Raw genomic sequence first — 25,019 nt, 5'->3', positions numbered from 1 at the left:
CTCCAGCGAAAGGGGCGCGGGCGCGGGCGGCGAGCCGCAGTGCACCGAACGGGTGGCCGGGCGCGGACGGCCGGGCCCGGGGGCTCACCCGTACGGGCCGCTCCGGGGGCAGCGGGCGCGGGGCGGCCGTTGCATGAACCCATGGGTACGAACGGACCGGGCGCCCCGGGCGGCGAACCGGCCGCCGACGCGGGCGGACCGGGCGGGGCCGGGACCGACGGGACCACCGGGGCCGCCGGGGCCTACGGCAGGGCGGCCGGGAGCGGGGCAGCGGGCAGCGGAACCGGGAGCGCGGCCGGGGCGGCGGGCAGCGGAACCGAGGTGCCCGGGACGCCCGCGCTCCGGGACGTCCTCCGCAGCCCCGCCTATCTGCGGCTGCTCGGGCTCTCCGTCCTCGTCGGCGTCCCGATCGCGCTGGCGTGCTTCCTCTTCGTCAGCCTCCAGCACGCGTTCCAGCACGGCGTCTGGGAGACCCTGCCGCACGCCCTCGGCCACGACCGGGCGCCCTGGTGGTGGCCGCTGCCCGCGCTGCTGCTCGCGGGGCTGCTGCTGGCCCCGATCGTCACCCGGGTCCCGGGCGGCGGCGGCCACACCCCCGTCCACGGCCTCGGCGGCGCCCCGCTCGGCCCCCGGGAGCTGCCCGGCGTGGTCGTCGCCGCGCTCGCCACACTGCCGCTCGGGGTGGTGCTCGGCCCCGAGGCCCCGCTGATGGCGCTCGGCAGCGGCCTCGCGCTGCTCTTCGTCCGGGAGTCCCGGCGGGCGGCCCAGCCCCGGGCGGCGATGGTGCTGGCGACGAGCGGTTCCACGGCCGCCATCTCCACGATCCTCGGCGGGCCGCTGGTCGCCGCCGTGATGATGGTGGAGGCCGCCGGGCTCGCCGGGCCGCACCTCCTCGTCCTGCTGCTGCCGTGTCTGCTGGCGAGCGGCGTCGGCGCGCTGGTCTTCACCGGCTTCGGCTCCTGGACGGGTTTCTCGATCGGCGCGCTCGAACTGCCCACCGTTCCACCGGATATGACCCCGGACGCGGGGGACTTCCTCTGGGGGGTGCCCGCCGCCGTCCTGATCGGCGTCGTCGTCACGGCGGCGCACCGGCTGGGATACGTCAGCGAGGCGTGGACCGCGCGGAACACCGCCGTCCGCACGGTGCTCGCGGCCTGCGCGGTGGGGGCACTGCTGACCCTGTACGCGCTGCTCACCGGCCGTTCGCCGGAGGAGGCCGCGCTCTCGGGCCAGATCACCATCGGTGTGATCGCGGCGGACCCCGGCGCCTGGCCGGTCGCCGCGCTGCTGACGCTCGTCGTCTGCAAGGGCCTCGCCTGGGGCATCTGTCTGGGCGCGCTGCGCGGCGGGCCGATCTTCCCGGCGGTGCTGCTGGGCACGGCGCTCGGGATCGCCTGCGCGGGGCTCCCGGGTTTCGGGGCGACCCCGGCGCTGGCGGTGGGGATGACCACGGCGACGGCGGTGGTGACCCGGCTGCCGGTGACGAGTTCCGTGCTGGCGGCGCTGCTGCTGGGGCCGGACGCGGCGAACCAGATGCCGCTGATCGCGGTGTGCGCGGTGGTCGGCTTCGTGGTGGCGCAACTGCTGGAACGGCGGGAGGACGCGAAGGGCGGACAGGGCGCGGGCCATTAATCCTTGGCGCGCGGGCCGGGCGCCCCGGCATCCTGTTCCCCGTCCCCCCTGCCCGTGAGCCACGAGGAGCACCGATGTGCGACGACACCCCGCAGCGGATGGCGGGCGGTGTGAACGATGTGCTCCGGGTGGGCGGTACGGTGCGGCGCCCCACCGGCCCGTGGTCGCCCCTCGTCCACGGCCTGCTGAGGCACCTCCGGGAACAGGGCTTCACCGGGGCGCCCGCCGTGCACGGCACTCTCGACGAGGGCCGCACGGAGATCCTGGACTTCCTCCCCGGCGAGGCCGGCACGGACCCGCGCACCCCCGCCGTCACCTCGGCGGACGCCCTCCGGACCGCCGCGGAGCTGCTGCGGGCGTACCACGACAGCACGGTCTCCCTCGCCGGGACCGCACCGTCCGAGGGCTGGATGCTGCCCGCGCGCGAGCCCGCCGAGGTGATCTGCCACGGCGACTTCGCCCCGTACAACTGCGTCCTGACCGGCGACCGCGTCACCGGAGTCATCGACTTCGACACCGCCCACCCGGCGCCCCGCCTGTGGGACATCGCGTACGCGGTCTACCGCTGGGCCCCGCTGACGGCCCCCGGCAGCCCCGACGCCCACGGCACCCCGGACCGACAGGCCGCACGGGCCCGCGCCTTCTGCGACCACTACGGCCTCGCACCGTCCGCCCGCGCGCGCCTGCTCGACACGGTCGTGACCCGTCTGCACGCTCTGGTCGACTTCATGCGCACCCAAGCAGCCGCGGGCCACCCGTCCTTCACCCGCCACCTCGCGGAGGGGCATCACCTCCAGTACCTGGGGGACGCCGAGTACGTGACCGCGCGGCGGGCGGTGTTCGAACGGCATCTGCTCGACTGAGGACGGGGGCGGCGTCGCGGTGACGTGTCGGCCGGCGACGGGCAGCGGTCCGTGCTTCACGGCCGGGCCCTGCGTGCCTTCCGCAGAGTCAGCCGTCCCTCAGGGGGAGTTCAGCCAGCATGACCGCACACACAGGAGCGTCCGGAAAGGGCTGTCGCTCACCGACCTTTCGGAAACCCCATGACTCGTAGAGCGCTTGCACACGAGGGTGTTCGGTATCGACCAGAAGGACCACGAGGTCTTCCGTCCGCTCGCCCAGCAGTGACCTCACCACCAGCTCGGAGGTACCGGTCTTCCGCCAAGCCGTGCGGACCGCCAGTTCCGAGAAGGAGAAAGTCCGGCTCTTCACCGGAGCGGTCACCAGATGCTCCCGCCAGGTCTCACGGTAAGGCGCTGCCGGGGCCCCGTAGGCGAACGCAACCGGCTCGTCGGCGTCGAAGGCGATCACACAGTCGAAGTCCGGGTGCCCACCCCAGTGGTCGACGAACCAGGGGAAGCGCTGAGGGAATTCTTCCCCCATCGCTTCCGCGTAGGCATCATGGTGCACATCGATCAGAGCCTGCCGGATCTGCGGGAGATCTGTACGTGTAAAGCGTCGACAGGCCAGAGACGGGCGAGTCATGCCCGGCTCCATTCGGATCGATACCGGTCCCGCCATTCCTGAGCGATATACGAGCCTGGCGCAAGATCGGCCAGACCCCGGTGGAAGTCTCCGAGGAGGGACCGCAGCCGACCAGGAAAGGGGACGCCCCGCAGCAGCTCGAAGACCTCGGACGTGGTGGCACACGCCTGATCGATGTCTCCCTGATGAAGCTGAGCCAGGGCAAGTCGCATCGTGGCCATGGCTCGGTTTCTGCGGAAATTCGATGGAATCGCGACCAGGGCGTGGTGTGAGGCCGCCTCGGCTTCAGCGAAGTCCCCCAGCTCTGCTCGCACACAGGAGTCGAGGGCCGCGAGTTCGCCCCGCCCATAGAAAGCCACCCAGCTCGGCCTTGGCCTGTCGCCCGCTTTGTCCAAGGCTTCCTGTGCGTATCCCATGGAGCGCAGGGCCTCATGACGACCCCCCGTGTGAGAATGGCCGATCGCGGTTCGGGCGTGCGCGAGAGACATCAGAAAAGGGTCCCGCTTGGCGCTGAGTGTCGACTGTGCGGCAAGAGCCGCGTCGACAGCTTTGGCGTAGTCGCCCTGCTGTCGGGCCAGGATGGAACAGAGATTCCAGACACACAGTTCCGCGACCGCGTCCTGAGCCATACCGGTGAGATAGAGCGCCTGGTGGAGAAGGTTCGAGGCCCTTTCGGACTGTCTGGAGTCCAGCGCGCTCCAGGCAGCGCTACCGGTGTAATCGGCCGCAACCGAGAAGAGCCTGCGCCGAGTACGCTGAGTGGCTGAACGCTTCTGTAGCTCCAATGCCTCGGCCGCACCGGCCAGCGCGGCCCGTTCCAAGCTCTCATGGCCGCCTTTCGTGTCGTCGAGTTCGGCCAAGGAGTCAAGACCGTTGCGGAGGCGGATCACGTCGGAGGTTCCCACAGAAGGCGGGGCCCCGGCACAGAGGGCCGCGACAGGCACAGCGGCCGTACCCGTGACGGTGGAAACAAAGGTCCTTCGTTTCACGGTCGACTCCCGGGCGCTGGTGGGATGTCTTCGAACCGGGGCCTCGAAGCCCAGTTCCTCAACGGTACAGCCGAACACCGCTTCCAACGCTTCGCGTTGACGGCGGTGCGGCCACCGCGTGCTCCCTGTGACCCAGGTGCGGACCGTCCGGTCGCCGACCGTCCCCTCGTGCCCTCGCGCACGAAGCACCTCGTTCACGGCCTCGGCCACGCCGCTCTGCGTGTACCCCTTCTCCGCCAAAGCACCGATGAAGGCAAGGTTGCTCACCCGCCCAAAGTAGCCACACGATCCCCGAACGTAACCAAATCCGGGGGATTTTCCGGTACCCACTGCCCAGACCGAGGCCGAATTTTCCTCACCACAGGGCCCTGACCTCCGTTGACTGGGCACATGTCCACCACCCCGAGCGGAGCCACGGTGACGCAGATCAACGTGCAGCCTGCGGGCATCGGCAGAAGCCCCCTCACCCCTGTGGAGGGGGCACCCACCACCCGGATGATCCAGTGCACCGAGTGCGAGGCGCGATCGCCGCTCGGACCGCCGCTCGCGGACTTCGCCCACTGGGCTCTCGGCCATGTACGAGCGTCCGGTCATCGCGGCTTCCAGCAGGTCACGACCGAGCTGCTGCACGCGGCGCCCACCGATGACGGCCCTGCGGGGACCGGCGCCTCATGAGAGGTCTCGCCGTCCGCCCCCGGTTGTACGTCACGCCGGAGTGCCGGATGGACGCCTGCGAACTCTGCGGCGGCCTCGGGGAGATCCCCTTGCCACCACCCGGTCCGACCGACGGGGAATCTCCGCTGCCGCACTGCGCATGCGCCTGCCATCGCCCTGAGCACGGCTGACGAAGCTCTTCACCAGCCCCCGCCCACCCCGCATGGGCGGGAAGGGCCCGCCCCCGTTCCCGGAAGTCCCCCGGCCCGGCCGGGGACGGGCCCGACACGCCGCCCGGGTGCCCCCGCACCGGCACCCGGGCGGCTTCATCCGGCTCGGCCCTGCCCCGCCGGGACAGGGCCGAGCCCCTGCTTCACCGACCGAGGATTCACGTGAAACATCTCGCGCCCACGCTCCTCTTCGGGGTCACGCTCTTCTACGGGTACCTGTGCGTCGACCCATTCCTGTCCTCGCTGAGCCGCCCTCCGGCCGCAGCGACGGACGTGTCGACGCCCGCGGACGCGTTCTGAGCGAGGGGCGGCACACCGGCTACCGCGTCGCGGGCATCTCTCCGGAGCGCCAGTCGTCCACCCGACGCCGGACAGCGGCGACCATGGGAAGCGCGTCCACCTCCCCGGGCTCGAACCAACGGACATCGGTGGACTCCTCGGACACGGCCGGCTCCCCGGCCCGTCCGGCCGCAGGGCGCGCCAGGAAGCAGATGGAGAACTCCTGCCGTACCTCGCCGTCGTCGTAGGCGAAGACATGACGGGGGTTGCTGTACGTGCCGACGATGCCGATGATCTCGATGTCGATCCCGGTCTCCTCGCGCGTCTCCCGGACCGCGCAGTCCGGCAGCGACTCCCCGATCTCCATGACACCACCGGGAAGCGCCCACATCCCGTTGTCGCGCCGCCGCTGGAGCAAGATCCTCCCGGAGCCGTCGACGACGACGGCGGAGGCGGCGGGGACCAGGCTGTTCGCGGCGGGGGCGGCCGGGTCGTCCTCGTAGTCACGCCTGCCCATGGTCTTCCCCTTCCCCTGTCGGATTACCGACGTCTTCCCTGTCGGATTACCGGCGTCGACAACGCTCAGCCGTACTGACCGAGCGCGTCGACCACGTCCCGCGCCTCCCGGGCTCCGCCCCGCATCAGCAGGGCGGCCGTGGTGTGCAGTTCGTTCCAGGCGTGCGGGCGGCCGACCGCGTCGGCGTCAGGGATGGTCGCGAGGGCCACCGACGCGGCCTGCGCGGCTTCCCCTGCCCCCGCCAGGGCGTGCGCGAGGCAGGAACGGAACCATGACCTGTCGCGCCGGTACTCGTCCGGCAGTGCGCCGAGCCCCGCCGTGAGGTGGTCCACGGCCTCGTGCCACTCCCGGAGGTGCATCGCCGCCATGCCGTGTTGCAGGGTGAACCACGTCTCGTCGTAGAAGTACATCCAGACCGGTTCGTCCTCGGGGTGCCCGGACGCACGGCTGATCAGCGTCTGCGCTTCGTCGAGCAGCCGCCGGGCGGCACCGGCGTCACCGTTGAGGGCGTGCCCGCGTGCGGCCATCTGCACGGCCATGCCCTGGACGCCGAGGGATGTCCCGGGCGCCGACCACCGGGCGGCTTCGGCCAGACGCACGCACCGCGTTCCCCGTCCGGCGCCCCACGCCATGTGGGCCTTCATACTCAGCGTCGTGGCGGCCATGTTGGCGTCCCCCGCCTCCAACGCCCATTCGTGGGAACGGTCGTACCAGGCCAGCGCGGCGGCGGTGTCCCCCTGGTCCGAGGACATCCATGCGAGGAACTGCGCGTGTTCGGAGGCGAGTCGGACGACCCGGTCCGCCAGGGCGCCGCGCGCACCACCGTGGAGATCCATCACGGTCCTGAGCTGTCGGCGCATCACGTCCATGAGGGGGCGCGAGCCGATGAAGTCCTCGGCTCTGCGGTGTTCGGCCAGCAGGCGGTCGAGCCAGTCGAGGGACGCGGCGTCCACCCGGTGGGAAGCGTCCACCGCACTCGTGAGACGCGCCAGGAGGTCCACGTCCGGTGCCGTATCGGGCAGGGAGAGCGCCGGTACCGGGCCGGCGGCCCGTGCCCTGTCGGCGCTGTGCAGATCCCGCGGAATCCTGAGCCCTGCGACGATCCGGCGCCGCACCTCCGACGACGTCACCCGGCGCCGCCCGCGCTCGATGTCCGACACATCGGGCTGCACCAGACCGACGCGCTCGCCCAGCTTGGTCTGGCTCAGCCCGGTGAGCTTCCGGTAGGCGCGGAACACGGCACCCCAGTCGTCCGCCGCGACCGCTGCCGCCAATTCGGGGTGGGACCACACGTCCATGCGCACCTCCTATATCCGAATATAGGGCGCTGCCATAGGGCGTTGGGATGGGCTCGATCAATCTTCCACGGAAGGGTCGCCGCCAAGGAATCCCCATGTCCGTGCGACCGGACCGGGGGCGTGGCCAACCTGACGGAAGCAGGCTGACGTGACCCACGGTATCGCCCACATCTTCGAAGGGTGGCGGTATCTCCGCCGCCGCGCCACGGGCGGGACGGTGACCACCCCGTGAATCTGGACTTCCCGGAGGGGAACGAACCACCGGTCCGGTCGGCGCTGGACTGGCCGCCGTGCCGGTGCGGGCGCCCGGTGTGCCCTGACGGACGGCGCGCCGCAGGCGACGGCCGTCAGCCGACGGACACGGACGGCGGCGAAAACTCCGGATGAGACGGTGACCGGCTCATCCCCAACGCCCCCGTGGCCGCAGCCACGAGGGCCGGGGAACGCCCCGCACCGACGTTCCCCGGCCCCGGCCGTTCCCCTCCTCCCGGGCCTCCCAGGGCGGCCGGGGCCCTTCTCCCTTGCCAAGGATTCACGTGAAACATCTCGCGCCCACGCTCCTCTTCGGGGTCACGCTCTTCTACGGATACCTGTGCGTCGACCCGTTCCTGTCCGCGCTGAGCCACCCCCGGTGACAGCGGCAGATACCTGCCACCGGGCCCACCGGGAGGGCCCCGTTTATTGACATGTTCAGGGCTCGGCGTTGGGATGGCGTCCGCCCCACGCACCCCGGTCGCGCCCCGCCCCGCACACCCCCGTACGCCCCGTACACCCGTCTCCACACATCCGTCCCCGTCGTCCCCACCGACCCGTCGGAGCCGTCCATGACCGTCCGGCACCGCCCCCACCGCCTCGCCCCGGCCGCCCTCGCGGCCACCGCCGTCCTCCTCGGCCTCGTCGCCGCCCCGGCCCACGCGGACCCGCCGCCACCCCCAGCCGCCGCAGGCGTCACCGCGCTCGCGCCCACACCCCCCATGGGCTTCAACAACTGGAACTCCACCCACTGCCGCCCCGAGTTCAACGAGACGATGATCAAGGGCGTCGCCGACACCCTCGTCGCCAAGGGGCTGCGGGACGCCGGATACCGCTACGTGAATCTCGACGACTGCTGGGCGCTCCCCCAGCGCAACGCCGCGGGCGACCTCGTCCCCGACCCGGTGCGCTTCCCCAGCGGCATCAAGGCACTGGCCGACTATGTCCACGCCAAAGGGCTGAAGTTCGGCATCTACTCCAGCGCGGGCACCCGGACCTGCGATGTCCAGGGCTTCCCCGGCGGCCTCGGGAACGAACGCAGGGACGCGGCCCTGTGGGCCTCCTGGGGCGTGGACTATCTCAAGTACGACAACTGCCACAACAACGGCGTCGACGCCCGGCAGCGCTACCGCGCCATGGCCGAGGCGCTGCGGGCCACCGGCCGCGAGATCCTGCTCAGCGTCTGCGAGTGGGGCGAGAACGCCCCCTGGGAGTGGGCGGGCGAGTACGGCAGCGCCTGGCGCACCACCGGGGACATCGCCGACACCTGGGACAGCATGCTGGGCATCGCCCGCCGCAACCAGGAGCTGGCCCCGTACGCCCGGCCCGGCGCCTGGAACGACCCCGACATGCTCGAAGTGGGCAACGGCGGGATGACCGACACCGAGTACCGCACCCACTTCAGCCTCTGGTCGCAGATGGCCGCCCCGCTCCTCATCGGCAGCGATCTGCGCACCGCGACCCCCGCGACCCTGGAGATCCTGACCAATCGCGAGGTCATCGCGGTGAACCAGGACCCGCTGGGCCGCCAGGGCACCGTGGTCTCGCGCTCCGGCGGGCTGGTCGTCATGACCAAACCCCTCGCCGACGGCGGCCGTTCGGTGACCCTGACCAACGAGACCGCCGCCGCCCGGACCGTCACCACGACCGCCGAGGCGATCGGACTCGGCGGCTCCGCCTCGTACACCCTCAGGGACCTGTGGACACGGCAGAACCGCACCACCGCCGACACGATCGCCGCGACCGTGCCCGCGCACGGCACCGTGATGTACCGGGTGACACCCGGTGAGCCGGTGCCGCCGCCGCACGGCCTGAGCCGGGTGGGCGATCTGCGGCGGCTGTCGGCGGACAGCAACTGGGGCCCCGTGGAACGCGACCGCAGCAACGGCGAACAGGCCCCGGGCGACGGCCGCCCCCTCACCGTCGGCGGCACCGCCTACGCCCGCGGTCTGGGGGTGCACGCGCCGAGCACCATCGGCTACCACCTCGGCGGCGCCTGCCGCTCCCTCACCGTGGACGTGGGTGTGGACGACGAGATGACGGCGGGCGGCTCGGTGGTCTTCCGCGTACTGCGGGACGGCGCGGTGGCCGCCGACAGCGGGCTGCGCACCGCGAGCGACCCGCCGCTGCGGCTCACCGCCGACCTCACCGGCGCCCGCGAGCTGCGGCTCGTGGTGACCGACGGCGGCGACGGCTTCCGCTGGGACCACGCCGACTGGGCCGAGCCCACCCTCGCCTGCGGCCGGGGCCCGGCGGCCGGTACCCAGGTGCTCAGCACTCTGCCCTGGTCGTCGGCGGCGGGCGGCTGGGGTCCGGTGGAACGCGACCGCAGCAACGGCGAACAGGCGGCGGGCGACGGCCGCCTCCTCACCGTCGGCGGCACCGTGACCGCCGACGGCCTCGGCACGCACGCGCCCAGCGCCATCACGTACTACCTCGGTGGCGACTGCACCCGGCTCACCACCGGCGTCGGTGTGGACGACGAGACGGGGCCGGGCGGCTCGGTGGTCTTCCAGGTCCTCCGCGACGGGGCCGTGGCCGCCGACAGCGGACGCCTCACCGGCGCCGACCCCGCCAGGACACTGACGGCGGACCTCAGCGGCGCGCTCGAACTCCGCCTCGTCGTCACGGACGCCGGGGACGGCACGACGTACGACCACGCCGACTGGCTCGCTCCCCGGCTCGACTGCCGCTGACCCCGGTACGTACGGGGCCCGGGACCGTGCCCGGCACCCGCGGACTCCGGCCCCGGGGCCCGGGGCCGGCCCCCGTCGGCCTCCGGCACCGACCGCCACGCACCGACTGCCACGCACCGGACTTCCCGCCATCGGGCTCCCCGGCACCGGGCGAAGACGGGACGGTCCCGCATGAGGGTGCGGTTCCCGGGGCATACCCCCCGGGAACCGTAAGGAGCCACCGCCCGTGCCGATGATCCGCCGACTGCGCCGAGCGATGCGCCGCGCCTATCGCCGCCCCACCGTCGACCTGAGCCACCCCGCCCGCTCGCCCCTCGGCAGCTCCGTCGTCAACTGCGTCGTCTACGAGGACGGGGTGCGCCGCCCCTGCACGGGCGACGCCCACGACGCCCTGCGCGAGGTCCGCAAGCAGGGGCGCGGCTTCGTGTGGATCGGGCTGCACGAGCCCACCCACGCCGAGTTCGCCGTCTTCGCCGCGCTCTTCGGGCTGCACCCGCTCGCCGTGGAGGACGCCGTCCAGGCGCATCAGCGCCCCAAGGTCCAGCGGTACGAGCTGACGGAGCCCGCCGAATACCCCCTGGAGGGGGGCCGCGCGGGCGCGGGCGTGCTCTTCACCGTCCTCAAGACCTGCCGTTACGTCGGTCATGAACGCGGCACGAGCGAGATCGTCGACACCGGGGAGCTGATGGTCTTCACCGGGCCCGACTTCGTGATCACCGTGCGGCACGGGCGGCACGGCTCCCTCGGCCCGCTGCGGGAGGCGCTGGAGGAGCGCCCGGAACGGCTGGCGAAGGGGCCCGCCGCCGTGCTGCACGCCATCGCCGACCACGTCGTGGACGACTATCTCGCCGTCGCCGACGCCGTCCAGGACGATGTGGACGACGCCGAGAACGCCGTCTTCGGCGGGCATCCGCGCCAGGCCGACGTCGGACAGATCCACCTCCTCAAAAGGGAGTTGCTGGAGCTGCGGCGCGCGGTGGGCCCGCTGGAGCGCCCGATCCGCGCGCTGGCCTCCTCCCCACTGCCGTCCGTGGGCCCGCAGATACGCCCGTACTTCCGCGACGTCGCCGACCATGTGGCCCGGGTGAACGACCAGATCGGTACGTACGACTCGCTGCTCGACTCGATCCTCCAGGCCCATCTGGCGCAGGTGACGGTCGCCCAGAACGAGGACATGCGCAAGATCACCGCCTGGGCCGCCATCGTCGCCGTGCCGACGATGGTCTGCGGGGTGTACGGGATGAACTTCGACCATATGCCGGAGCTGCGCTGGACCTATGGCTATCCGCTGGTCATCGGGGTGATGGTGACGGCGTGCGCACTGATCCACCGGAGTTTCCGGCGCAATGGCTGGCTCTGACGGCGGGCCGGTCCGGGGGCCTAGAGATACGTGACGGCGAGTCCGAGGGTCAGCAGGGCGAGCAGACAGCCGTACAGCGCGAGGGTGAGGGAGCGGGCCTCGTCCGACGGGTCGCTGCGGCCCGCGCTGGACAGCCTGCGGGCCGAGACGGCGAGCAGTCCGAGAGCGGCGGCGCTGAGGGCGACGACCGCGGAGAACGGCAGCTCCGCGAGGAAGGGTTCGATCACTTCGAGTACTTCGAGCACGTCGGTCACCTCGCGAACGTCTCACGGGAGTTCGGGGCGCGCACCCCGGCGTACTCCGTCCCGTGTACGGACGGCGGACCGGGTACAGGCGTTCCGGGTACGGACGGCGGACCTGGGGCGGACGTCCCGGGTACGGGCGCGGGGGCGGCGGGCGTCCCGAGGACAGGACCGTTGTCGCCAGAGCCCGGACGGCCGCGTACGGTGATGATCACCGAGGGGAGCACGGGGACGGAGGGGTCATGACCGGCTGCCGTGTCCAGTACTCCCCGCCCGCCGACCAGTCCCACCGGGCCATGGGCGGCCCGCTGCGGACCCGTTTCGACTCGGCGATGCAGCGGCTCGCCGCCGATCCGTACGGCCAGGACTCCATCCCGATCCGGGGCGACCGGGACCGTCGTGAGGCCACGGTGGCGGGGGTGGCCGTGCGGTACTACGTCAGTGCGACGGTGCTCACGGTGTCGGTGGTACGCGTGGTGTTTGTCTGAACCGGGCGGGGGAACATTCTTCATCCGGTCAACTGTTCGCATTCCACGGCGAGTCGAGCATTCTTACCGTACGGTAAGAGGGTGGCACGCTGTCCGTTCCGCTCGACGGGGTGGCGTCGTTGGTTACGGTGCAACGCACAGAATCCCACCCCACAAGCGTCTTATTCACCTGTTCGGGTGAATGCGCCCCCATCTGCTCCGAGAGCGGCCTACCGTGCACATGTGGCGGGATTTGAGCAGTTGAGCGTACTGGGCATCGTCGCGGTCCTGAGCTCACCGGGGATGGGACTGGCCGGTTCCGGGGCAGGGGCGCCGGAGCGCCCGGCCGTGTCCCCGGTGGTGTCGGCGGCACCGCTGCCGGGGCCCTCGTCCACCCCGACGGGCGCGATATCCGAGCGGGGGGCACGGCGGGCGGGAGAACCGTTCCGGCTCGCGGCGGAGGCCGGGGTGTCGGTGCCCGGGGTCCTCTGTGTCTGCGGTTCGGTCGCGATCGACGGACCGCCCCTCTCCGTGACGGTGTCCGCGCAGGCGATCCTCCTCGGACACCCACGGCACGACCCACATCATCCGCACCACCCGCACCCGGGGCACCCCGGGCACTGCCCGCCGCCCAGGCCGCGCACCTGCCCCACCCCGACACCGACGCCCACGCCGACGCCCACTCCCTCGCCGACCCCCACACCCACCCCGACACCGACCCCGTCGCCCACTCCCTCCCCGACGCCCACGCCCTCGCCCACCCCGTCGCCGACGCCTTCGCCGACCCCCGCTCCGACGCCGAGCACACCGCCGCGGCCCGTCCCGACGCCCTCCGCGCAGCCGCCCGCGCCCGCCGCCTCCGTGCGGTCCGCGCCCCCCGCGCGTCCGGCGCCGTCCGCCGCACCGCGCCCCGCGGCGACCCGTACGGCGAAGAAGCCGGCACCGCCGCCGCCTCCCCCGCCGTCGCCCTCCCCCCAGCGGTTCACCGCCGTGAACGAGCAGCGGCCCCTGGTGGAACCGCCCTCGGGGGGCAACATCCCCATGGTCTTCCGGGTCCTCGTCACCACCGCGCCCGCCGTCGTGGCCGCCGTCATGCTGCGGCCCCGCCGCCGCTCCTGACCCGTTCGTCACCCGCCCCGCCGCTCTTGTCCACCTCCGGTACACCCAGGGAGATCGCCATGTCCGAATGGCTGGTCCTGACCATCGCGATGGCCGCCGCCGGTGCGGTCGTCGTCGCCGTCGTCCTGCTCAGCCATCGCAGACGCGCCGCCGCCGCGGGCGACGACCCCAAGGGGCCCGAGGAGATCGAGGAGGTCGAGACGCCCGACGTCCTCGAATACATGACGATGATGGTCGGCGTCGTCTACGCGATCGTCCTCGGCCTGGCCATCGCCGGTGTCTGGGAGGCCCGCGGCTCCGCCCAGGCCGATGTGCAGCGCGAGGCCCAGGCGCTCCACGAGATCTCCCAGCGGGCCACCGTGCTGCCGCGCGACGCCCGCGAGGAGCTGCGCGAGGACATCGACGCCTATGTCTCCCATGTGGTGCGCACCGAGTGGAAGCACATGATCGAGCAGGAGGAGCTGACCCAGCGCGGGGACGAGCTGCTCGCCGAGATCCGCGAGGACATCGCCCTGCGCACCCCCACGAACGAGCTGGAGGCCCAGACCTACCAGCCGATGCTGGAACGGGTGTCCGTGGTGAGCGACGCCCGGACCACCCGCGCGGAGAACGCGGCCTCGACCCTGCCCGGGGTGGTCTGGTTCGGGCTGATCATCGGCGCCTTGGTCACCGTGGGGTTGATCTTCACCATGCGGATGGGCAGAAGCGGCCGTGAGCTGCTGCTCGCGGGGCTCTTCAGCGCGCTGATCGCGTTCCTGCTCTTCATGGTGTGGGACTTCGACGCGCCCTTCGGCCGCTCGGGGACCGATACGGCCGAGGTCTTCGAGCAGCTCTTCCCCGGAGCCGTCTGACCCCGACCCCCGGCTCGGGGGCGTCCGGCTCCCGCCCCGGCCCGGCCCCGGCCCTGCTCGGGCCGCCCGGGCCCCTTGATCCACCCCCGCTCCCCCCGTTCCGCCCCCTGACCTGCGCTTTCAGGGGGCGGAATAGTCATGCCGCCCTTCAGGTTGTAGAGTTTGGTTCAAGTTTCAACTACAGCTTCCGAGAGGTGAGCCTCATGCAGTTCGGCATCTTCACCGTCGGTGACGTCACCACCGATCCGACCACCGGGCGTACGCCGAGCGAGCACGAGCGGATCAAGGCGACTCTGGCCATCGCGCAGAAGGCGGAGGAGGTCGGTCTGGACGTGTTCGCGACCGGCGAGCACCACAACCCGCCGTTCGTGCCCTCGTCCCCGACCACCCTGCTGGGTCATGTCGCGGCCCGGACCGAGAACCTGATCCTGTCCACCTCCACCACGCTGATCACCACCAATGACCCGGTGAAGATCGCGGAGGACTACGCCTATCTCCAGCACCTGGCGGACGGCCGGGTCGACCTGATGATGGGCCGGGGCAACACCGGGCCGGTCTACCCCTGGTTCGGCCAGGACATCCGGCAGGGCATCCCGCTGGCGATCGAGAACTACGCGCTGCTGCGCAGGCTGTGGCGCGAGGACGTGGTGGACTGGGAGGGCAAGTTCCGTACGCCGCTCCAGGGCTTCACCGCGACCCCGCGTCCGCTGGACGGCGTCCCGCCGTTCGTCTGGCACGGCTCGATCCGTTCCCCGGAGATCGCGGAACAGGCCGCCTACTACGGTGACGGCTTCTTCCACAACAACATCTTCTGGCCCATGAGCCACACCCAGAAGATGGTCGAGCTGTACCGGAAGCGGTACGCGCACTACGGTCACGGCACCCCCGAGCAGGCCATCGTCGGCCTGGGCGGCCAGGTGTTCATGCGGAGGAACGCGCAGGACGCGATCCGGGAGTTCCGTCCGTACTTCGACAACGCGCCGGTCTACGGACACGGGCCCTCGCTGGAGGACTTCAGCGAGCAGACCCCGCTGACCGTGGGGACGCCGGAGCAGGTCATCGAGCGGACGCTGACGTTCCGTGAGGCTGTCGGCGACTACCAGCGCCAGCTCTTCCTGGTCGACCACGCGGGTCTGCCGCTGAAGACGGTGCTGGAGCAGATCGACCTGCTGGGCGAGGAGGTCGTCCCGGTGCTGCGCAAGGAGTTCGAGAGCCTGCGGCCCGCGGGGGTCCCGGCGAGCGCTCCGCTGCACCCGGCGGTCGCCGCGCGCAACGCCGCCCGCAGCGGCGCGAGTACGGCCGGTGCGGCCGACACCACGAGCACCACGAGCACGGCCGGCACCGCGGCCACCACGAGCACCGCGAAGGAGGCATGAGCATGAGCACGTTCACGAACCCGGACACGATCACCGGTGGCGCGGGCGGCGTGAGCGCGGGCGGCACCGGGGGCGGGGGCACGTTCACGCTGGTGGCGGTCTCCGCCGGGCTGAGCGTCCCCTCGTCCACCCGGCTGCTGGCCGACCGGCTGGCCGAGGCCGTGCGCGGCCCGCTCGCCGAGCGCGGCACCGAGGTCGAGGTGAAGGTCGTGGAGTTGCGGGAACTGGCGGTGCCCATCGCCAACCACCTGGTGACGGGCTTCCCCCCGCCGCAGCTCGACGAGGCGATCCGGGCGGTCACCGAGGCCGACGGGCTGATCGCGGTCACCCCGGTGTTCACCGCCTCGTACAGCGGGTTGTTCAAGTCCTTCTTCGATCTGATCGACCCGGACGCGCTCAGCGGAAAGCCGGTGCTCATCGGGGCGACCGGCGGCACCGCCCGGCACTCGCTGGTGCTGGAGCACGCGCTCCGTCCGCTCTTCGCCTATCTGCGGGCGGTGGTCGTCCCGACGGCCGTGTACGCGGCGTCGGAGGACTGGGGCGGCTCGGGCGATCCGCTCACCGACACCCTGCCGGTGCGGATCGAACGGGCGGGCGCGCAGCTCGCGCGGCTGATGGAGACGGGGACGGCGGAGCGCCGGGCGTCCGACGGGGTGCCCGTGCTGTCCTTCCCCGTCTGACCGGTCCTACCGGTCCTACAGGGCCGACCGGGCCCTTGGGCGGAGCCCCGGCACCGTGCGGTGCCGGGGCTCCGCCGCAGCGGTACGCGGGGAGCGCGTGATACCGCGTGATAGGTGCGACCACTCGGCGGGGCGGGCGTCGGCGCAGCTCACCCGGGTGGGGCCCGAGGAAGGGCGGCCGGGCCCCGGTTTCAGCGGGGCCTTCCCCCGGGCCTACTGTCAGTGCCGCCTTCTAGGGTGCTCGGCATGAACCCTGCACTCATCGGGCGCGATCACCCCTCGGGCGTCCTCCGGACGGAGGTCGGCCGGGTCCTGACGAGCCACGGGGGGCTGGTGCTCGTCACGGGCGAGGCGGGTATCGGCAAGACGACGCTGGTCACCGGCGCGGCGGACGAGGCCAGACGCGGCGGGGCGCTGGTGCTCGGCGCCTCCTGCTGGGACTCGGACAGCGCGCCCGGCCACTGGCCGTGGGTGCAGGTGATCCGGGGACTGCGGCGCGCGATCGGCGAACGGGAGTGGGCGGAGACGGACCGGGCCTCGGGCGGACGGCTCGCGGTCCTGCTGGGCGAGGGCCCGGCGGGGCCCGCGCCGGGCGGCCCCGGCGGCCCTGGCGGACCCGTGCACTCCGGACCCGTGCAGTCCAGGCCCGCGCACTCCGGGTCCGCGCACTCCGGGCCCGGTCACGGTGCCCCCGGGCAGGGTGTCCCCGGCCGGGAGGGGGCGGCGCCCCGGGACGGCGCCGAGAGCTTCGCGTTCTATGACGCCGTGACGACGGCCCTGGTCACCGCCTCGCAGCAACGGCCCCTGGTGATCTTCCTCGACGATCTGCACTGGGCCGACCCGGCCTCGCTCAAGCTGCTGGAATTCGCCGCCCAGCACGCCTGGTTCGAGCGGCTGCTGCTGATCGGGACCTATCGGGACGTGGAGGTGGAGACGGCCGACCACCCGCTGCGCCCGCTGATCCTGGCACTGACGGCGCGCGCCGGGTCCACCCTCACCCTGACCGGCCTCGGCCGGGACGAGGTGGGCGCGCTGATCGCGCTGACCGGGGGTGTCGAGCCCGACCCCGACCTGGTGGACGAGGTGTACCGGCACACCGGCGGCAACCCCTTCTTCGTGGAGCAGACCGTCCGCATATGGCGCGGCGGCAGCCCGGTGACCACGGTGGCCCCGGGGGTGCGGGAGGCCGTGCGGCGGCGGCTGGCGCTGCTGCCGCCCGGGGTCGGCCCGCTCCTGGAGACGGCGTCGGTGCTGGGCCGCGCGTTCCACCGGCAGGTGCTCGCGGCGGCGGCCGGTACACCCGTCCCGCACGCGGAGCGCCTGCTCGAAGGGGCGGTGGCGGCCCGGCTGGTCACCGTCGGCGAGGGCGGGACCTTCTCGTTCGTGCACGACCTGGTCCGGGAGACGCTGTACGGGTCCCTGGACGAGGGGCGGCGCCGGGCCCTGCACGCGGCCGTGGTGCGCGCCCTGGACGACGTCCCGGCGCTGCGCGAGCGGATCTTCCCCGCCGATCTGGCCCGCCACGCCCACCTGGCCGGGGAGGAGCTGGAACGGGGGCGCCGGGTCGATCTGCTGATCGCCGCCGCGCGGGACGCGGCCGGGCGGCTCGCGGGCGAGGAGGCGCAGAGCCACTTCCGGCGGGCCATGGAGGCCGCCGGGGACGACCGGCACCGCGCCGTGCTGATCTGCCTCGACCTCGCGGGCACCCTCTGGCACGTGGGCGACAACGACGGCTCGTGGCAGGCGTTCGAGCAGGCCCTGGAGCTGGCCCGGCAGACCCGTGACCCGGCGCTGCTCGCGCAGGTGGCGATCCGGCTGCACCAGCACGACCGCGGCGCGACGCAGACGGACCGGAGCGTCGCGCTGCTGCGGGACGCGTACCGCAGCCTGATCAGCGGCAGCGGCGAGGACATCAGCGGGCTGAGCCCCCAGCGGATGGCGCTGGACCTGGCGGAGCGGACCACGGAGCTGGCGCGCGACGGCCACGACGACGAGACGCTGGCGTTCTCGCTCTGGGCGCACCACGACGCCATCTGGGGGCTGGGCACGGCGGCGGAGCGCATGGACCTCACCGCCGAGATCGTCGCCGTGGCCCGGCGCACCGGCAATCTCCTGCTGGAGCTGCACTGCACCAGCATGCGCTGGGTCACCCTGCTGGAGCTGGGGGACCCGCGCTACACCGAGCAGTTGCGCTCCTTCGCGGCGCAGGCCGGGCAGGTGGGGCTGCGCAGCCATGAGCTGTCCGTCCTCATCGACACCGCGCTGGTGGCCGCGTTCCAGGGCCGGTTCGACGAGGCGTCCGAGCTGCTGCGGCGGGCGACGGACGGGGAGGTCCGGGGGGAGATCCCGGATGTGCCGTACTCGTTCGTCCACGCCCACATGCTGTGGACGCTGGCGCTGCTGCGGGGCCGGTACGACGAGGCCCACGCGATGCTGGAGCGCCTTGAGGAGCTGGCGCACCCCTTCCCGGCGCTGCTGATCGCGGTGACGGCGGTCGAGAGCGGCGATCTCGACCTGGCCCTGGACCAGGCGCGGGAGCTGCCGGACTCCCTGCCCCGGGTCTTCGAGCCGCTGGCGCTGCGGCTGCGCGCCCAGCTCGCGGCGGCCTCGGGGGACCGGGAGCTGATCGACGCGTCACTCGCCGCGCTGGCCCCGTACGCCGGGCAGTGGGTCGTCTCGATGTACGGCTGCGACATCGGCGGGCCCGTCGATCTCTGGCTGGGGCTGCTGCACCGGGCGCGGGGCGACCGGGAGGCGGCGGTGGCCGCGCTGAAGGCGGCCGACACCTCGGCCCGGCGGCTGCGCTCCCGGCCCTGGTCGGTGCGGGTCCGCGCCGAACTGCTCGCCGTGCTCGGCCCGGAGGCGGATGCCGCCCTGGCGGCGGAGGTGCGGGAGGAGGCGGAGCGGCTGGGCATGTCCCGGCTCCTGGACCGCCGCGCGCCCGCGCCCCCCGTTCCTCCCCCGCCCGCCCCTGTGCGGCCGGAGCCGTCCGAGCGGCCCGCCTTCCACCGCGAGGGGGCGGTGTGGTCGCTCTCCTTCGACGGGCGGGCCGTCCATATGCCCGACGCGAAAGGGCTGCGGGATCTGCGCACCCTGCTCGCCCGCCCCGGTGACGAGCTGTCCGCCGTGTCCCTGCTCGACCCCGGGGGCGGCGCCGCCGTGGTGGCCGCCCGGAGTCTCGGCGGCGATCCGGTCCTCGACGACGAGGCCCGCGCCCAGTACCGCCGCCGGCTGGAACACCTGGACGAGGAGCTGGACCGCGCCGCCGAACGGGGCGACGAGCGCCGTGTCACCGAGTTCACCCGCGAACGGGCCGCGCTGCTGGACGAGTTGCGCACGGCGGCGGGCCTCGGTGGCCGCCCCCGCCGCCTGGGCGACGAGACCGAACGCGCCCGCAAGACGGTCACCGCCCGTATCCGCGACACCTTCCGCAAACTCGACCGCCTCCACCCCGAACTCGCCGCCCACCTCCGCACCTCGGTCACCACGGGCACCCACTGCGCCTACCGACCGCGCACCCCGATCGCCTGGCGACTCTGACCGGGCCCGACACCTGCCCCGGGCCGGGCGCAAGGAGCCCTGGCCGATTCCCCGCACCCGGCCAGGGCCCCGCCCGGTGACCGGGGTCAGAGCGCCATCCCCGCCATCCTGGCCAGTCGGTTCAGCTCCGGATTGCCCCGCCGGTGCAACGAGGACAGCACCCGGAACACCTCCCGGCCCATGGGATGAATCCGGGCCAGCTGCGGGGCCACATCCCATGCCGAGGCCAGGCTCCGCAGCGCTCCGTCCCGGTCCCCCATGTCGAGCTGTGCCCGCGCCATACTGATGTGGGTCGGCGCCACCCGGGTCGGCGGCAGGCCATCCAGCGCGGCGGGGAGCACGTCCACCAACCCCAGGGCTTCCTGGGGCCTCCCAAGGTCCACATAGGTGGCCAGTTGGTGCAGGACGGTGTTCTGTGGTCCCGCCGTCAGTCCGAGTACTTGGCGGTCCCGGTTGCCGAGCCCGTCGGCGGCAGCAACGGCAGACCGAATATGCCGGTCGGCCTCCCGCCTGGCCTCCTTCTTGTCGGGCAGCCGCCCGGCAAGCGTCATCCCCCTCAGGTTCAGGATGCAGATGGCCAAGTCCTGATCCGTTCCAGCGAGATCTCGCTGTGCTTCCGCGATCGCACGGTCGACGACACCGAGCCCCCGCTCGACATCTCCGAAGTTCAGATAGGTCCCGGCCCGGTCCCGCGCGGCAACCGCAGCCGCCATAGGGGTGGGCTTCTGTTCAACAGCCCACCGCTGCCGGGTAACTGCCAGCTCAGCCATGTCCATCCAACGGTGCCGCGCCGCCAGCCAGTACACAGTGCTGTACACCTGGGAGAGATCCGCCCATGCCTGGGTGGTGTTGGCTGTGTAGGCGTAGCCGGTGGCATCCCTGAGCAACGTAGGCAATGCTCGCAGCAGACGCGAGACGTCGACCTTCTTCCGATACCGCTGCACCGTAGCCAGATTGGCTTTGAGTCGAGGCCCCGTCGGCGCACCGTCCGTCGGCAGGTCGTAGTCGCGAAGAGCAGCCCGCAGCTCCACGAGGTCCTGCTCTTCCCGCTTCGCGACAGTAGCTTTCCCCTGCACCTCCGCCATGCTGAGTCCCATCGCTTTGCCCACGGCCGCCGCCGCAGCCGGGGTCAGCGCGCGATCCCCAATTTCGATCTTGGAAAGCAATGAGAGGGAGATGTTTGCCTTTCTCGCCAACTGCGCCTGTGTCAGCGCACGTGCTTTCCGGAGCACCGCCAGGTTCTCACCGGGCGCAAGCTCCGTCGTGTTCGTGGAGTCATCAGCAGCACTCATGGGCTCTGTCTTCCTCACGGATTCATCGCTGCCCCCATGGTTACAGGAATGACAGGTATTCGCACGGGGGTCCGTGTCGTCCCTGCGCAAGTTGTCCTGTGTGTCAAAGCCGTTGACTGACCAACAGGACCGATCGGCGCAATGGGGCGCCGGAGCCGCCCGGTCACCGGGACGGAACGGTCACTCGGACGAAAGAGTGGACAGTTGATCGAGCGTCGACGCGGTCTGCACCGGATCAAAGATTTCAACCCATTCGATTTCGGGCCGTGCCGCTGCCCAAAATCCGATTGTCCGGACAAGCCGGCTGCTGCTCCCCACGAGGAACGCACCACCTCGGCATCAGGACGCCTCCGTTCGGAAATCCGGGCAGACAACGAACGGCGCCGGAAATTTGGGACATGGGGCCGTGACGAAGCCTGAAAAGAGCGCGCGCAGAAGGCTCCGGCTGCCCCTCTGGCTGCCGTGGTCCTGCCTGCTGACGACGTTCTGCCTGTCCTCCTCGGGGCTGTTCGGCACAGGAGTGCCCGAGCGGATCTGACACTCCCGGCAGCCGCCCGCCGTACAGCCCCATCGGGTGTGACCTGCACCTTCGTACCCCGGGTGCGGCGGCGTGGCGGCATCCCGGCCCGACACCTGCCCTGGGCCGGGCGACAGGGGCCCTGGCCGATCCCCCGCACCCGGCCAGGGCCCCGCCCGGTGGGATCAGGACGCGGGGTCCAGTTCGCGGAGGAGGGAGACGTCCGCGACGACGCAGGCGATGTTGTCGGGGGCGCCGGAGGCGTGGGCGAGGGAGATCAGGGTGTCCACGGCCGTGTCGGGGTCGGGGGACTCGGTGAGGGTGTGGCGGATGGTCTCGTCCGGGACCACCGTGAACAGGCCGTCCGAGCAGAGGAGATAGCGGTCGCCGGGGCGGGCCTCGTGCAGCCGGAGGTCCGGGCGGGCGGAGTCCGTGCCGCCGTCCAGGGCGCGCAGCAGCAGCGTGCGCTGGGGGTGCCCGGCCGCCTCCGCCTCCGTCAGGGTTCCCGCGTCGATCATCGACTGGACCACGGTGTGGTCATGGGTGATCCGGAAGAACCCGCCGTCGCGCAGCAGATAGGCACGGGAGTCCCCGATATGGACGAGCGCGAGCCGGGACCCCGTCCACACCATGGCGGTCAGGGTGGTGCCGGAGCCGTCGAGGCCGCCGATCTCGGCGTTGGCGCGGTCGACGGCGTCCTCCAGGGCGTTGAGCAGGTCACCGGCGCGCAGGGAGCCCGGGGCCGTGCTTCCGGGCGCCCGGTCAAGGTCCTTCAGCGCGGCGACGGCCGCCGCCCCCGCCCGGTCCCCCTCGGTGCCGTAGCCGTCGGCGACGGCGAGCAGCCGGTGTCCGGCACAGGCGGTGTCCTGGTCCCGCTCGCGCACCAGCCCCCGGTCGGTGCGGGCGGCATGGCGGATCATCAGGGTGGTCACAGTGGTCTCCTCGTCCGGTCGGGACAGCTCATCGACGAGGAAGAGCGCCAGGTCACGACGGGCGGCGGTCTCCGCCTCCACCCGTGACCAGTAGGCCCGTACGGCCTTCGCCGCGGCGGCGGGCTCCGTCCCGTACAGCTCGCAGATCTCATGGACGCCCGCGAGCGGCATCCCGATCCGCCGCAGCCACACCACCAGCCGGGCCCGTTCCACCTGGGACTCGTCGTAGAAGCGGTAGCCGGTGAACGGGTCGACGCGCGCCGGGCGCAGCAGCCCGAGTTCGTCGTAGTGGCGCAGGGCCTTCGCCGAGAGCCGGGTCACCCGGGCGAACGCCCCGATCGTCAGCCGCGGCATGGTCCTCCTCCTCGTGCCGGGCACGGCGCCCGACGGACTCGATGCTGTTCCCTCCCCGAGGGGGAAGGTCAACCGGCCGGCCGGAACGAGAACAGCCGGAACAAGAACAGAGGGACAGGAGGCGGGACGGCGGGCCGCCCGCGTCGGCCCGGGCGACCCGTTGTCCCACCGTCCTGACGTCCCGCACCCCCGTGACGTGACGTCACTTCCGGTTGTACAGACGCATCGTCAGCGCGCCGAACACCACCAGGAAGAACGCGGACCACCCCAGCGTCCAGGCGATGTCCGCCGCGGGCCACTCGCCCGCCATCAGCTCCCGCACCGCCGTGGCGACATGGGTGACCGGGCTGTTGTTGACGAACGCCTGGAGCCAGCCGGGCATGGTCTTCGGGTCGACGAAGACATTGCTGAGGAAGGTCAGCGGGAAGATCACCATCATGCTCACCCCCATCACCGACTTCTCGGTCCGCAGCAGCAGGCCGAACATCGTCCAGATCCAGGAGAAGGAGAACGAGAACACCACCAGGAGCCCGACCCCGAGCAGCAGGCCCACCGGACCGCCGCCCGGACGGTAGCCGATGATCATGCCGACGGTCAGCATCACCACGGAGGCCAGCAGATACCGGACCACATCGCCGAGGAGATAGCCCACCATCGGGGCGGGCCGCCAGATCGGCAGGGTGCGGAAGCGGTCGAAGACACCCTTCTCGATATCGGTGTTGACCGATATGCCCGTGTACATCGTGATCATCACAATGCTCATGGTCAGGATGCCGGGCAGCAGGAACTGGATGTACTCCGTGGTCGATCCGGCCAGCGCCCCTCCGAAGAGGTAGGTGTACATCACCACCAGCATGATCGGGAAGGCCGTCACATCGAAGAGCTGCTCCGGCACATGCTTGATCTTCAGCATGGCGCGCCAGCCGAAGGTGACGGACGCGGAGAGCGCGCTCGGCGCGGGCGGCTGTTCCCTCCCCACGAGCAGCGCGGACAGCTCGCCCGTCCGGGGAGCGTTCCGGGCGGGGTCGTCGGTCTCCTGGACGGGCTGCGCCATGGTCGTCGCGGTGCTCATACAGCCGCTCCCTTCTTCTCGTGCGTCTCGGTGGTGGTGGTCCCGGCCGTGGTGGAGACGGCCGCCGCACCGCTGTCGGTCAGGGCGAGGAAGACCTCGTCCAGGCTGGGCTGCCCCAGCGAGAAGTTGTCGACGGTGATGCCCGCGCGGGCCAGCTCCGCCAGCGCCCTCCCGGCCTGCTCGGCCGCCCCGTGCCGCCCGTCGTGCGCACCGATCCGGGCGGTCAGCGCGACCGGGTCGGCGTCCTGCTGCACCTCGGTGCCGAGCACGGCGGCCAGCACCCGCCGGGCCTCGGGCCGCTGCCCGGCGTCCCGCAGCCGCAACTGGACGGTGCCCGGGCCGACGGACGCCTTCAGCTCGCCCTTGGTCCCCTCGGCGATCACCCGGCCGTGGTCGATCACGGCGATCCGGGAGGCCAGTTGATCGGCCTCGTCGAGATACTGCGTCGTCAGCAGCACCGTGGTGCCGTGGGCGACGACCGTGCGGACGATGTCCCAGACCTGGTTGCGGCTGCGCGGGTCGAGCCCCGTGGTCGGCTCGTCCAGGAAGAGCAGATCGGGAGTGCTGAGGATGGACGCCGCGATGTCGATCCGGCGCCGCATCCCGCCCGAGTAGTTCTTGACCTGGCGGCCCTCCGCGTCGGTCAGCCCGAACGCCTCCAGCATCGCCGCCGCCCGCTCCCGGGCGACCCGCGAGGAGTACCCGAGCAGCCGGGCGAGGAGAACGAGATTCTCGGTGCCGGTGAGGTCCTCGTCGACCGAGGCGTACTGGCCGGTGAGGCTAACCCTGCGGCGCACGGCGTCGGCCTCCGTCAGCACATCCCTGCCGAAGATCCGCGCCTCGCCGCCGTCCGGCCGCAGCAGGGTGGCGAGCATCTTCACCGTGGTGGTCTTCCCGGCGCCGTTCGGACCGAGGACTCCGTAGACCGTGCCGGCGGGCACGGAGAGATCGACGCCGTCGACGGCCCGCTTCTCACCGAAGACCTTCACCAGGCCCTTCGTCTCGATGGCGAGTTCTGTACTCATGGGCAACCTGTTCCTTCACACGATTTTTCGATTCCAGGGGTTCCAGGGGTGACCGGCGCCAGGCCGGGACTCGTCGGACGCGCGCTCCCGCGTCCTCCCGCGTCCTTCCGCGTCCTTCCGCGCCCTCCAGGGAGTTCTGCGTCCTCCAGGGAGTACGGAC

Annotated in this window: 23 protein-coding genes; 13 read left to right on the top strand and 10 right to left on the bottom strand. The window is 72.1% G+C overall.

From position 1 onward, the window contains the following. Positions 1–141: 141 nt before the first annotated feature. Positions 142–1,632 (top strand): chloride channel protein, encoded by a 1,491-nt coding sequence (locus tag CRV15_RS14590; RefSeq protein ID WP_003961041.1) that lies wholly within the window; start codon positions 142–144, stop codon positions 1,630–1,632. A gap of 74 nt (positions 1,633–1,706) precedes the next feature. Beyond that, on the top strand, positions 1,707–2,495 hold the full coding sequence (locus tag CRV15_RS14585; RefSeq protein ID WP_003956299.1) for a phosphotransferase enzyme family protein: 789 nt from the start codon (positions 1,707–1,709) through the stop codon (positions 2,493–2,495). A gap of 88 nt (positions 2,496–2,583) precedes the next feature. On the opposite strand, the gene CRV15_RS14580 is transcribed toward CRV15_RS14585, so the two are convergent. Together CRV15_RS14580 and CRV15_RS14575 are read right to left on the bottom strand one after the other, a co-directional pair. Continuing rightward, entirely contained in the window at positions 2,584–3,117 is a 534-nt protein-coding gene (locus tag CRV15_RS14580; protein ID WP_003961042.1) for an N-acetyltransferase, read from the bottom strand. Next, the gene (locus CRV15_RS14575) at positions 3,114–4,544 is read right to left on the bottom strand and encodes an NsdA family TPR-like regulatory protein (RefSeq protein WP_003956296.1); all 1,431 of its coding nucleotides are present in this window, start codon (positions 4,542–4,544) and stop codon (positions 3,114–3,116) included. The genes CRV15_RS14580 and CRV15_RS14575 overlap by 4 nt, the downstream gene beginning before the upstream one ends. Here CRV15_RS14575 and CRV15_RS14570 point away from each other — a divergent pair. After that, on the top strand, positions 4,497–4,781 hold the full coding sequence (locus tag CRV15_RS14570; RefSeq protein WP_003956297.1) for a DUF7848 domain-containing protein: 285 nt from the start codon (positions 4,497–4,499) through the stop codon (positions 4,779–4,781). The two genes, CRV15_RS14575 and CRV15_RS14570, sit on opposite strands and share 48 nt — an antisense overlap. A gap of 371 nt (positions 4,782–5,152) precedes the next feature. Beyond that, a complete protein-coding gene (locus CRV15_RS35930; protein WP_003956294.1) occupies positions 5,153–5,290 on the top strand; it encodes a hypothetical protein in 138 nt (45 codons plus the stop codon). Positions 5,291–5,309: 19 nt separating this feature from the next. On the opposite strand, the gene CRV15_RS14565 is transcribed toward CRV15_RS35930, so the two are convergent. After that, positions 5,310–5,786 (bottom strand): NUDIX hydrolase, encoded by a 477-nt coding sequence (locus CRV15_RS14565; RefSeq protein WP_003956293.1) that lies wholly within the window; start codon positions 5,784–5,786, stop codon positions 5,310–5,312. A 65-nt stretch (positions 5,787–5,851) separates the two neighbouring features. Next, positions 5,852–7,084 carry an NsdA family TPR-like regulatory protein gene (locus CRV15_RS14560; RefSeq protein WP_003961044.1) on the bottom strand — a complete coding sequence of 411 codons (1,233 nt, stop codon included), beginning with the start codon at positions 7,082–7,084 and terminating at the stop codon, positions 5,852–5,854. 824 nt (positions 7,085–7,908) lie between these two features. Between CRV15_RS14560 and CRV15_RS14555 the strand changes: the two genes are divergently transcribed. After that, positions 7,909–10,032 carry an NPCBM/NEW2 domain-containing protein gene (locus CRV15_RS14555; protein ID WP_009996758.1) on the top strand — a complete coding sequence of 708 codons (2,124 nt, stop codon included), beginning with the start codon at positions 7,909–7,911 and terminating at the stop codon, positions 10,030–10,032. A 232-nt stretch (positions 10,033–10,264) separates the two neighbouring features. After that, on the top strand, positions 10,265–11,392 hold the full coding sequence (locus CRV15_RS14550; RefSeq protein WP_003961046.1) for a magnesium and cobalt transport protein CorA: 1,128 nt from the start codon (positions 10,265–10,267) through the stop codon (positions 11,390–11,392). A gap of 20 nt (positions 11,393–11,412) precedes the next feature. Here the strand turns inward: CRV15_RS14550 and CRV15_RS14545 are convergent, their stop codons facing one another. Then, on the bottom strand, positions 11,413–11,646 hold the full coding sequence (locus tag CRV15_RS14545) for a hypothetical protein (RefSeq protein WP_003956287.1): 234 nt from the start codon (positions 11,644–11,646) through the stop codon (positions 11,413–11,415). A gap of 230 nt (positions 11,647–11,876) precedes the next feature. On the opposite strand from CRV15_RS14545, the gene CRV15_RS14540 reads away from it, so the two are divergent. After that, complete coding sequence (locus tag CRV15_RS14540; RefSeq protein WP_003956285.1) at positions 11,877–12,122, top strand: hypothetical protein; 246 nt, start codon at positions 11,877–11,879, stop codon at positions 12,120–12,122. Between the two features lie 563 nt (positions 12,123–12,685). Here CRV15_RS14540 and CRV15_RS35925 read toward each other — a convergent pair. Then, positions 12,686–13,087 (bottom strand): hypothetical protein, encoded by a 402-nt coding sequence (locus CRV15_RS35925; RefSeq protein WP_157849174.1) that lies wholly within the window; start codon positions 13,085–13,087, stop codon positions 12,686–12,688. A 4-nt stretch (positions 13,088–13,091) separates the two neighbouring features. Here CRV15_RS35925 and CRV15_RS37430 point away from each other — a divergent pair, with 4 nt between their 5' ends. The 5 genes from CRV15_RS37430 (at position 13,092) to CRV15_RS14515 (ending at position 19,667) form a co-directional block, all read left to right on the top strand. Further along, complete coding sequence (locus tag CRV15_RS37430; protein ID WP_257785469.1) at positions 13,092–13,220, top strand: hypothetical protein; 129 nt, start codon at positions 13,092–13,094, stop codon at positions 13,218–13,220. Positions 13,221–13,279: 59 nt separating this feature from the next. Next, positions 13,280–14,071: a bestrophin-like domain gene (locus CRV15_RS14530; protein ID WP_003961049.1), complete on the top strand. Its 792-nt coding sequence runs from the start codon at positions 13,280–13,282 to the stop codon at positions 14,069–14,071. A 203-nt stretch (positions 14,072–14,274) separates the two neighbouring features. Next, positions 14,275–15,447: an LLM class flavin-dependent oxidoreductase gene (locus CRV15_RS14525; RefSeq protein ID WP_003961050.1), complete on the top strand. Its 1,173-nt coding sequence runs from the start codon at positions 14,275–14,277 to the stop codon at positions 15,445–15,447. A 2-nt stretch (positions 15,448–15,449) separates the two neighbouring features. Further along, positions 15,450–16,127: an FMN reductase gene (locus tag CRV15_RS14520; protein ID WP_009996760.1), complete on the top strand. Its 678-nt coding sequence runs from the start codon at positions 15,450–15,452 to the stop codon at positions 16,125–16,127. Positions 16,128–16,373: 246 nt separating this feature from the next. Further along, positions 16,374–19,667: an ATP-binding protein gene (locus tag CRV15_RS14515; protein WP_003961052.1), complete on the top strand. Its 3,294-nt coding sequence runs from the start codon at positions 16,374–16,376 to the stop codon at positions 19,665–19,667. Positions 19,668–19,753: 86 nt separating this feature from the next. On the opposite strand, the gene CRV15_RS14510 is transcribed toward CRV15_RS14515, so the two are convergent. Then, entirely contained in the window at positions 19,754–20,959 is a 1,206-nt protein-coding gene (locus CRV15_RS14510) for a helix-turn-helix domain-containing protein (protein WP_003956280.1), read from the bottom strand. Between the two features lie 406 nt (positions 20,960–21,365). Here CRV15_RS14510 and CRV15_RS37425 point away from each other — a divergent pair, with 406 nt between their 5' ends. After that, the gene (locus CRV15_RS37425) at positions 21,366–21,497 is read left to right on the top strand and encodes a hypothetical protein (RefSeq protein WP_257785468.1); all 132 of its coding nucleotides are present in this window, start codon (positions 21,366–21,368) and stop codon (positions 21,495–21,497) included. A gap of 164 nt (positions 21,498–21,661) precedes the next feature. Here the strand turns inward: CRV15_RS37425 and CRV15_RS14500 are convergent, their stop codons facing one another. From CRV15_RS14500 to CRV15_RS14490, 3 genes are all read right to left on the bottom strand, one after another. Then, complete coding sequence (locus CRV15_RS14500; RefSeq protein WP_003956277.1) at positions 21,662–22,762, bottom strand: MerR family transcriptional regulator; 1,101 nt, start codon at positions 22,760–22,762, stop codon at positions 21,662–21,664. Positions 22,763–22,964: 202 nt separating this feature from the next. Continuing rightward, positions 22,965–23,834 (bottom strand): ABC transporter permease, encoded by an 870-nt coding sequence (locus tag CRV15_RS14495; protein WP_003956276.1) that lies wholly within the window; start codon positions 23,832–23,834, stop codon positions 22,965–22,967. Then, entirely contained in the window at positions 23,831–24,859 is a 1,029-nt protein-coding gene (locus CRV15_RS14490; protein ID WP_003961054.1) for a daunorubicin resistance protein DrrA family ABC transporter ATP-binding protein, read from the bottom strand. Before CRV15_RS14490 ends, CRV15_RS14495 begins: the two co-directional genes overlap by 4 nt. Between the last annotated feature and the right edge of the window lie 160 nt (positions 24,860–25,019).

This window comes from Streptomyces clavuligerus (assembly GCF_005519465.1).
GTDB classification, from domain to species: Bacteria; Actinomycetota; Actinomycetes; order Streptomycetales; family Streptomycetaceae; genus Streptomyces; species Streptomyces clavuligerus.
This window is presented reverse-complemented; position numbering and strand designations above follow the sequence as displayed.